At 48.8% G+C, this 8,298-nt stretch carries 5 protein-coding genes; 3 read left to right on the top strand and 2 right to left on the bottom strand.

Annotated features, from left to right (window positions below):
• Together J4G07_16115 and J4G07_16110 are read left to right on the top strand one after the other, a co-directional pair.
• Positions 1-1,601: sulfatase-like hydrolase/transferase (locus J4G07_16115; GenBank protein MCE2415516.1), on the top strand; the 1,601-nt coding region annotated here is incomplete at its 5' end.
• A gap of 14 nt (positions 1,602-1,615) precedes the next feature.
• Entirely contained in the window at positions 1,616-2,710 is a 1,095-nt protein-coding gene (locus J4G07_16110) for a lactonase family protein (GenBank protein ID MCE2415515.1), read from the top strand.
• 59 nt (positions 2,711-2,769) lie between these two features.
• Here J4G07_16110 and J4G07_16105 read toward each other — a convergent pair whose 3' ends face one another.
• Positions 2,770-4,368 carry an arylsulfatase gene (locus J4G07_16105; protein ID MCE2415514.1) on the bottom strand — a complete coding sequence of 533 codons (1,599 nt, stop codon included), beginning with the start codon at positions 4,366-4,368 and terminating at the stop codon, positions 2,770-2,772.
• A gap of 424 nt (positions 4,369-4,792) precedes the next feature.
• Between J4G07_16105 and J4G07_16100 the strand changes: the two genes are divergently transcribed.
• Positions 4,793-5,395, top strand: coding sequence for a CDP-alcohol phosphatidyltransferase family protein (locus J4G07_16100; GenBank protein ID MCE2415513.1), 603 nt, complete (start codon positions 4,793-4,795; stop codon positions 5,393-5,395).
• A gap of 212 nt (positions 5,396-5,607) precedes the next feature.
• Here the strand turns inward: J4G07_16100 and J4G07_16095 are convergent, their stop codons facing one another.
• Positions 5,608-8,268 (bottom strand): DUF3857 domain-containing protein, encoded by a 2,661-nt coding sequence (locus J4G07_16095; GenBank protein MCE2415512.1) that lies wholly within the window; start codon positions 8,266-8,268, stop codon positions 5,608-5,610.
• Between the last annotated feature and the right edge of the window lie 30 nt (positions 8,269-8,298).

Raw genomic sequence — 8,298 nt, 5'->3', positions numbered from 1 at the left:
CAGATCGTCCGAATATTCTTTGGATCTCCATAGAAGATACGACCCCACGCTTTGGTTGTTACGGAGATACAGTCGCGAGGACCCCAAATATCGATCGACTTGCTGGTGGTGGATGTCGGTTTCCGAACGCATTTTCGACTGCCGGTGTCTGTGCACCGAGCCGTTCCGCAATCATTACTGGTATGTACCAGACCTCCATTGGTACGCATCACATGCGGACAGCGCACACGAACGAAAACACCCCCGACATGCCGACCCCATATTCTGCAGTGCCCCCACCCTATGTGAAAACTTTCACCGAATATCTCAGGGGCGCGGGCTATTACTGCACGAACAATAGCAAAACCGATTATCAGTTTACACCGCCAATCACGGCTTGGGATGAGTGTAGCAATACCGCACATTGGCGGAATCGTGCGGAAGGGCAACCCTTCTTTTCGGTTTTCAATCCGACCGTTACGCACGAGAGCGGTATGTGGGAACGGGAGGATCGACCCTTGACCACAACTACAAATCCGGATGACATAGCGTTACCGCCGTATCTCCCAGATACACCGAAAGCACGGCAGGCGTTGGCGCGTCAATACGATAACCTCGCTACTGCGGATGCCCGTGTCGGTGAGTTGCTTGATCAGTTGGAAGCGGATGGACTTGCGGAGAATACCATCGTCTTTCTCTGGAGCGATCACGGCGAAGGACTGCCCCGCGGCAAACGGTGGCCCTACGATGCGGGGATTCGCATCCCGCTGATCGTGCGCGGGCACGATTCGCTTTCTGCTGGCAGTGCCAGTGAGCAACTCGTGAGTCTGATTGACCTTGGCCCAACGGTGCTCTCACTCTGTGGCGTGCAAGCACCGGAACATCTACAGGGACAACCGTTCCTCGGACCGGAGAAGATGGAACGCGACTATATTTTTGCGACCCGTGACCGTTACGATGAATCTTACGATATGGTTCGTGCTGTGCGCGATAAGCGGTATAAATACATCAGAAATTATTATCCTGAAAAACCGTATCTGCTCTGGATTCCGTATCGTAATCGGCACCCGATCATGCAGGAGATGTGGCGGTTACATGCCGCAGGCGAGCTGGAAGGCGATCAAGAGGTTATGTTCCGTTGTCCGCGTCCTGCTGAAGAACTCTACGATGTAGAAAATGACAGATATGAACTCAACAATCTGGCGGCGGATGACGGACATCACGACATTCTGGAAAGGATGCGCGGCGCGTTGTCGCAGTGGCAATCAGAATTCGGTGATATGGGCGATATACCAGAAGAGCAGATGGTTGCAACGTGGTATCCTGATGGCACGCAACCTCAAACGGCGGCTCCAATTTTTATTCCGATTAACGCCGAACACTCGGGCACAGAGGTGGCACATGAGGGTGGCGAGTGGGCAACTCCTCTCGTTTTGCAACTTCACTGTTCCACCCAAGGAGCATCCATTGCTTATACAACAGAGCAGGGGGATGATGTCCGCTGGCAACTGTATACCGAACCACTGTCTCTATCGGAAGGCGAAACCATCGTGCGCGCAAAAGCGATCCGCATCGGTTATCGTGAAAGCGAAGAGAAAACGATTCATCTTAAAGTTTCATAAGGAGATTGTAAATAATGGCGCAACAGAACAGCCAAGACTATTTCGTTTATGTCGGGACCTATACACAAGGAGATAGCGAAGGGATTTACGTCTACCGTTTAGACGGGACGACGGGTGCCTTGGAATATAGCAGCAAGATAACAGGAGTTGAGGATCCGTCGTTTCTGGAGATACATCCCAGTGGACAATACCTCTTTGCTGTTAATGAACTGGGCGAATTTGAAGGCAAAGCCAGTGGCGCGGTCACGGCGTTTTACATTCATAAAGAGACAGGGGAGCTGAGTTACCTCAACCAACGCGCTACCGGTGGTGGTGCTCCGTGTCATCTGAGTGCGGACGCTACTGGCAAATGCCTACTCGTGGCAAACTACGGCGGTGGGAGCGTTACGGCTTTTCCGATCGGATCGGATGGCAGGCTCGGTGAAGCCTCTGATTTTGTGCAACATCAGGGATCCAGCATCAACCCGCAACGGCAGATGGAACCTCACGCACATGCGATTATGATCGATCCGGGCAATCGTTATGCCTTCTCACCTGATTTGGGACTCGATAAAGTCCTCATTTATCAATTGGATGCGGAAAACGGGACACTCACGCCTAACACGCAACCCTGGGTCCGCGTGCAACCGGGTGCGGGACCTCGGCATTTCGATTTCCATCCGAATGGACACTACGCATACGTGATTAACGAGATAGACTCTACTTTCACGGCTTTTCGGTACGACGCGAGTGCTGGAACATTGGCTGAATTCCAGACAGTCTCCACGCTTCCTGACGATTTCGATGGCACCAGTCATTGCGCCGATATCCACGTTCATCCTTCTGGAAAATTCTTGTATGGGTCGAACCGAGGTCATGATAGTATTGCGATGTGCACGATTGATTCAGAGACGGGCATGTTGAATCCCATCGGTTATGCGTCAACGCAAGGACAATCACCACGGAACTTCGGGTTGAACCCGGAAGGGACATTCCTCTTTGCTGCGAATCAGCAGACCGACACAGTTGTTACGTTCGCCATTGATGCCGAAACGGGTGAATTAAATGCGACAGGAGACGTAGCAGAGATACCGACACCGGTCTGTTTGAAGATGCTGCCGTGCGGTTAGTTTTTTACGACAATGGGCGGGTATAGAAACCCGCCCGAACATAAACGCAATTTTTCGCGTTATTGCCGTTGCTGTCTGCGTTTCTCTTGGAGTCGATCCCACGGATAGATGAAACAGCGATCTGCCCAGTCTCGGTAAAGCCCAACAAGCTCATTTCGTTTTTGTGGATGCTTCGCAGCGAGATCGTTAATTTCTGTCCGTTCGGCTTCCACGTCGTAGAGCTCCCAATCGCCGGGAAATTTGCAGACCAGTTTCCATTTATCTTGACGGACTGCGCAATTGCCTTCGTGTTCCCAATACAGAACATCTTTACCGTTATCCTTCCCATCGAAAATCGGCACTAAACTTGTTCCCTCTAACGGCAAAATCGGTTTCCCATTGTGTTCTTCAGGATAGGTTGCTCCTGAAGCTTCGAGACATGTCGCCATGATGTCCGGCAATTGTCCGGGTTGATGGCGCAACTCTCCTGCCGATTCTATCGCATCCGGCCAATGTGCAATCAGTGGCGTAGCGATCCCACCCTCATGCACCCAGTGTTTATATTCGCGGAACGGCGTATTGGACAGATTTGCCCATGGCACCCCGTAACTTTGATAGGTGGTCTCGGGACCAGGCATGATGCTCGGATCATTGCCACGATAGACGGGTTGTCCATCGGAGGTTGTCTCAGTACTGATGAGTGAATCGCTATCGCGTATTGCGGGAGGTCCTCCGAGTTCTTCGGCACAACCGCCGTTATCGGCTAAAAACAGGATGAGCGTGTTATCAAGTTCACCCGTTTCTTCCAATGTGTTGATAATTCTTCCGATACCTGCATCCATGCGGGTGATTTGCGCGGCGTAAACTTCCATACGGCGTTGATTCCATTCCTTGTATTGTGCATCGCTCCAAGGTAGTTGTGACGGATCACGCGCCGTAAGTTGCCATGCCTCATCTAAAATCTTCATTTCCCGCATCCGTGAGAGCCTTTCTTCTCGAAGTTCATCCCATCCCGCAGCGAAACGTCCATTGTAGTAGGCGATGTCTTCTGCGTGGGCGTGCAGGGGCCAATGCGGTGCCGTGTAAGCGACATAGGTGAAAAACGGACTGTCGGGATTCTTTTCCGTGTGATTGTGGATAAAGGTTGTTGCTTCGTCGCTGATAGCGTCTGTGAGGAAGTAACCTTCAGGGAGTTCGTCGTGTTGGATGCGTGTGTTATTGCGCGTCAGCGTGTTCGGTTTCCAAAAATTTGCTGCACCGGTGATAATACCGTAGTATTGGTCAAACCCACGCTGGCAGGGCCAACTGTGCTTGGGTCCATCAGCACCGGCATGCCGAGAGATATGCCACTTACCACTCATATAAGTGCCGTAACCTTCTGAACGGACGGCATCAGCAATGGTAATACAACGATCATTCAGGTCTCCACGGTAGCCTTCTAATCCATCGTCGCCCATCATGTGCCCGACCCCAGTTTGGTGTGGGTGTAGTCCGGTAAGCATGGAGGCACGAGATGGACAACAGCGTGCGGTGTTGTAAAATTGTGTAAACCTCAACCCACCTGCGGCGAGTCGATCCAGATTCGGGGTGTGAACTTCGCCGCCGTAGCAACCCAAGTCAGAGAAACCCATATCGTCGTTCAGGATAAGAACGATGTTGGGTTTTTTATTTTCATTCATAGAATAACTATCCTTTTCGTTTTCACAGAGTCATTAACTTTAGGAAATCATCGGATTTCACGCTTTTTTGGCGGTCCGGTGCGGTTTAATGCGTTTTAATAAAATATTTCGGTAATTCCATTTGAAAAAACATTGTAGGGGCAGGTCTTGTGCCTGCCCGCACATTACCGAATTAATAAATTAATCTTCATATAATCGCACCTACCGGATCTGGTTCCTCAAAATCCTCCTAAAGAAAATGACCCTATTGTTTTCAAAATTGGTATTGTTTTCAGTGATACGGTATGTTACCATAAATTAAAAGAGATCCATTTGAAAAGATACCTAACCTGAAAATATACAGCAACTACAAAAGCCTGAAGGCTTTATTAAATGGAGCGTTGTAGAACGAATAAAGGTCTCATAGATTTCCGGAGGTAAAAAAATGATTGCAAATTTGATTACACTCTTCCGTCTGATTCTGGTTTTCGTTGTGATCTCCCTCTTTGGTGTTCATGTCTATTTAGACATTCTGCTCGTCGGACTCATAGGTCTAATCCTATTTCTCGATGCGGTTGACGGTTATGTCGCTAGACGCCTGAACCAGACTTCTGTTTTTGGTGCATTATTCGACATCGTTGGCGATCGGATTGTCGAATGTATCTTCTGGGTATACTTCGCCGTTGTTGGATTGATTCCGTTCTGGATTCCAGTTATCGTGATTGCCCGCGGCTTCTTCACAGATGGTTTGCGGAGTGCTGCGTTTGCACAAGGCAAAACCGCCTTTGGTGAAAACACGATGATGTCCTCCAAATGGAGCCGTGCGCTCACCAGTTCACGAGCGAGCCGTAGTATCTATGGTATCACGAAAACCCTCGCGTTTCTTTATCTCGGTGGTGTCATTGCCTTCAAAAACTCAGGTGCGTTTCCCGAATGGGTCATCGGGTTGGAGTTGGCAGGTGTGATTCTATCTACCGTGGTTGTTGCCATGTGCCTAATCCGCGGGCTCCCCGTTTTGGTTGATGGCTGGAAATACGTTAAAGGTTGACTTTATTTTTTTGTAGCGTTTCTCAAGTCCATTTTTTGTAATTGGAACGATCAGTGCGGTTGGGGGATTTAGTCTGCGGAGAGACTAAATCCATAGCGCAAGTCGCGTGTGGACTTGCGGGACAATGTATTACATTCCGCACCTACTGGTCCTGAGGAAACCGGTATTAGAGAGTTGTTAGCGTTTTGACATGCGACTGTAACTACCCATATTTAGCAGCAAATGACTGCTATTTTCACCGCTGGATATGCAACCGCTGGGAGTATCTTATTTTTAAGGGTAAACATCAGTCGGTAGGTGATGATATTCTCAACCTGCCTATATTGTCGCGTAAATTCCGCGCTCTCTATGGCATGATGGCTGTCTTCCGGTAGAGCGGCACTCCACCCTTCTGGCACCTGAACACGAATCGTTTTTTCCACTTCTGTTGGATAACCGAAATCCAATGTATAGGCGCGTTTGTCGTCAGCAAACGCTTCCGCGTACTCCCCAAATTCATCAATTGGTAAAGGCATCAACACGTTGCTGCTTAAAGGCGTTGCGTAATTCTCAACGCGAAAGCCGAGCCTAATTTCCACTGGCACATTGAGTTCATTGAGGTCTGACATCTCATGCCACACTATCTGAATACCGGGAAATTGTTGACTGAGTTCAGTCGCCAAAGTGGTTTTTATCGCACGAGGCTGTATCTGTTGATATGCCCACCGCGTATTTAGGTCATATTGCCCGCTTGTCTGAATGTGGAGCGTTCCTTCTACAGTCCCTTGATTGTTTAGCGTCATATCTGTCGTGCTCACAAGCCTATTGGTTTCAGATGGGAAAACAGGTGTCTCCACAAATTCACCGTGTGTGTCGGAAATGAGAAATCCTGTTCGCCCTTGCGCGTTATAAGGTAGGTCCCCGTAACTACAAGTTGCTGAGGAGGGATCTAACCAAATATAGGTATCTGATTCCGTCGGGATTGCGGCGATCATGTGATTAAATTGGCTGAGTGCCGGGAGTGCCGTGTCAACCTGCTCGTAAGGTGAGACGCTAATCAAAACTGGATAAGCCTTGATTCCCACCAGATCTAACATTGAAATCAGGAGGGTCGTTTTATCCTTACAATCGCCGTATTGCACTTGAAAGACTTCAGTGGCAGATGAGGGTTGATAAGCACTCTGCCCAAGTTCAATACCAACGTAACGAATAGTTGCAGCGACAAAATGATAGATGGCGCGTATCTTTCCCTCTTCTGTTGTGAGATTTTCGGTTAACTGCTGGACTTTTTCCTCAATCTTAGCGTCCGGTGTATATCTCCCTTTCGCGAGTTCTTTATACCACGTGTAGACATCATTCCAGTCGGCAATCGAAGAGTAGCGCAAGCGCGGAACGACCTCATTAATATGTGGCATGCCTTCCTCTATTATCAGCGCGGATGTTTCACCGTACCTCCAAATATACACAACAGTGTCGTTTTCTGTGTAGGACACTTCAGGTTCATGTGCGTTTGAGGTATCGTTTGCAATTTTCCATCGAAGATGCCACGTATCGGGTATTTGAAGGGCGTAACTCGACTCAAGTGTAGTTTCTGTCCCTTGGAAATTGTATGCCCCTGTGATCCATGTCTCGCCTCCAGGCACTTTATCTTCAAGTGTTACCTGATATTCAACGCAGACCCCCGGTGCGAGACCGACCATAGAAATGACCTTCCACATTGCGTCAGAATAGAGATTTTGGGACAATAACCCAGGGGGTGTGGCATCGTTAAAGGCTTCATCGGGAGGGTGCAGCACTGTGCCATCTGCAGTAATTGTTCTTGCTATATTAACACCGATGTTTTGCGCTGTGGGTTGATAAGGAATGGCAATATCGCCGTATTTTTGGATACCTCTTTCAGTGAGGATTTTAACGACCTGATGTGTTGTATAGCGGGATTGTCCTGTCGGCAGGACATCGTGGCTGAAATAGTTGAAGAGGACTAAGGTATCGGCATCAGGATAATCCCTGGCATCTGGAGCATTCGCGATAATGTGTTCAACATCCGGATTGAGAAGCGTAACGGGTGGCACATCGACAATTTCCGTCTGCCCGAAGTCCTGTCGTGCGAGTGCTTGGAGTCGCGTTAAGGCAAGGAGATTGTGTGGATCAATTTCAAAAATCTTCTGGTATTGGAGCTGCGCTTCAAAATAACGTTCTTGGTTCTCGTAAAGTGTAGCGAGTTGCTCCCTTGCCCAGATTTCGTTTGGAAATAACCGAATCGACTCCCGTAGTTCCGCAATGGCTTCCCCTATCTCACCGCGCTCTAAGTAAATTAATCCCAAATAGTTGTGTAAATTTTCACTTTCGGGACGCTCACATTTCGGATCAAAGGACAATGCCGTGTGGAGCACTTCAATCGCTTCGTCGAAACGTTGGAGCTGCTTGTAAGCTAAACCGAGATGATTCAAGGCGTAGAGGTTATCTACTGAAACATTAAGGACCCGTTCATAGTATTCGGCGGCTGCCGCATAATCCTGCAATTTCTCAGAGATGTATCCGGCGTAGTTTAGAGCCGTGATATTTTTCGGTTCCAGTACTAAAAATGCCACAAATGCGTCTCGTGCGTTTTCGTACTCTTCCAGTTGGAAATATATCTCAGCGATTTTGCGTTGGACTTCGCTTGCCTCTGGACGAATTGCAACAGCGGCTTCGTAAGCAGTAAGTGCAGCTCGCAGGTTTTTGCGTTGTAGTTCTGTATTGCCAACTTCAACCTGCGCGCTCCACTGGCGATTCCGTTCGACGAGTGGATCAACTATCAACGGCGTCGATGGGCTTTTTTGGAAAATTGCACATCCACCAATAATAAAAAATAGGCTTAAGATTAAAAGTGCGTTGCCTCTCTGGAGCATCATTGTTCATCTCCTTCGGTGGTTAGGCGTCTG

It is taken from the genome of Candidatus Poribacteria bacterium, from assembly GCA_021295715.1.
In the GTDB taxonomy this organism is placed as follows: Bacteria; Poribacteria; WGA-4E; order WGA-4E; family WGA-3G; genus WGA-3G.
The sequence above is the reverse complement of the archived record's forward strand: the minus strand, read 5'-3'. Positions and strand labels throughout refer to the sequence as shown.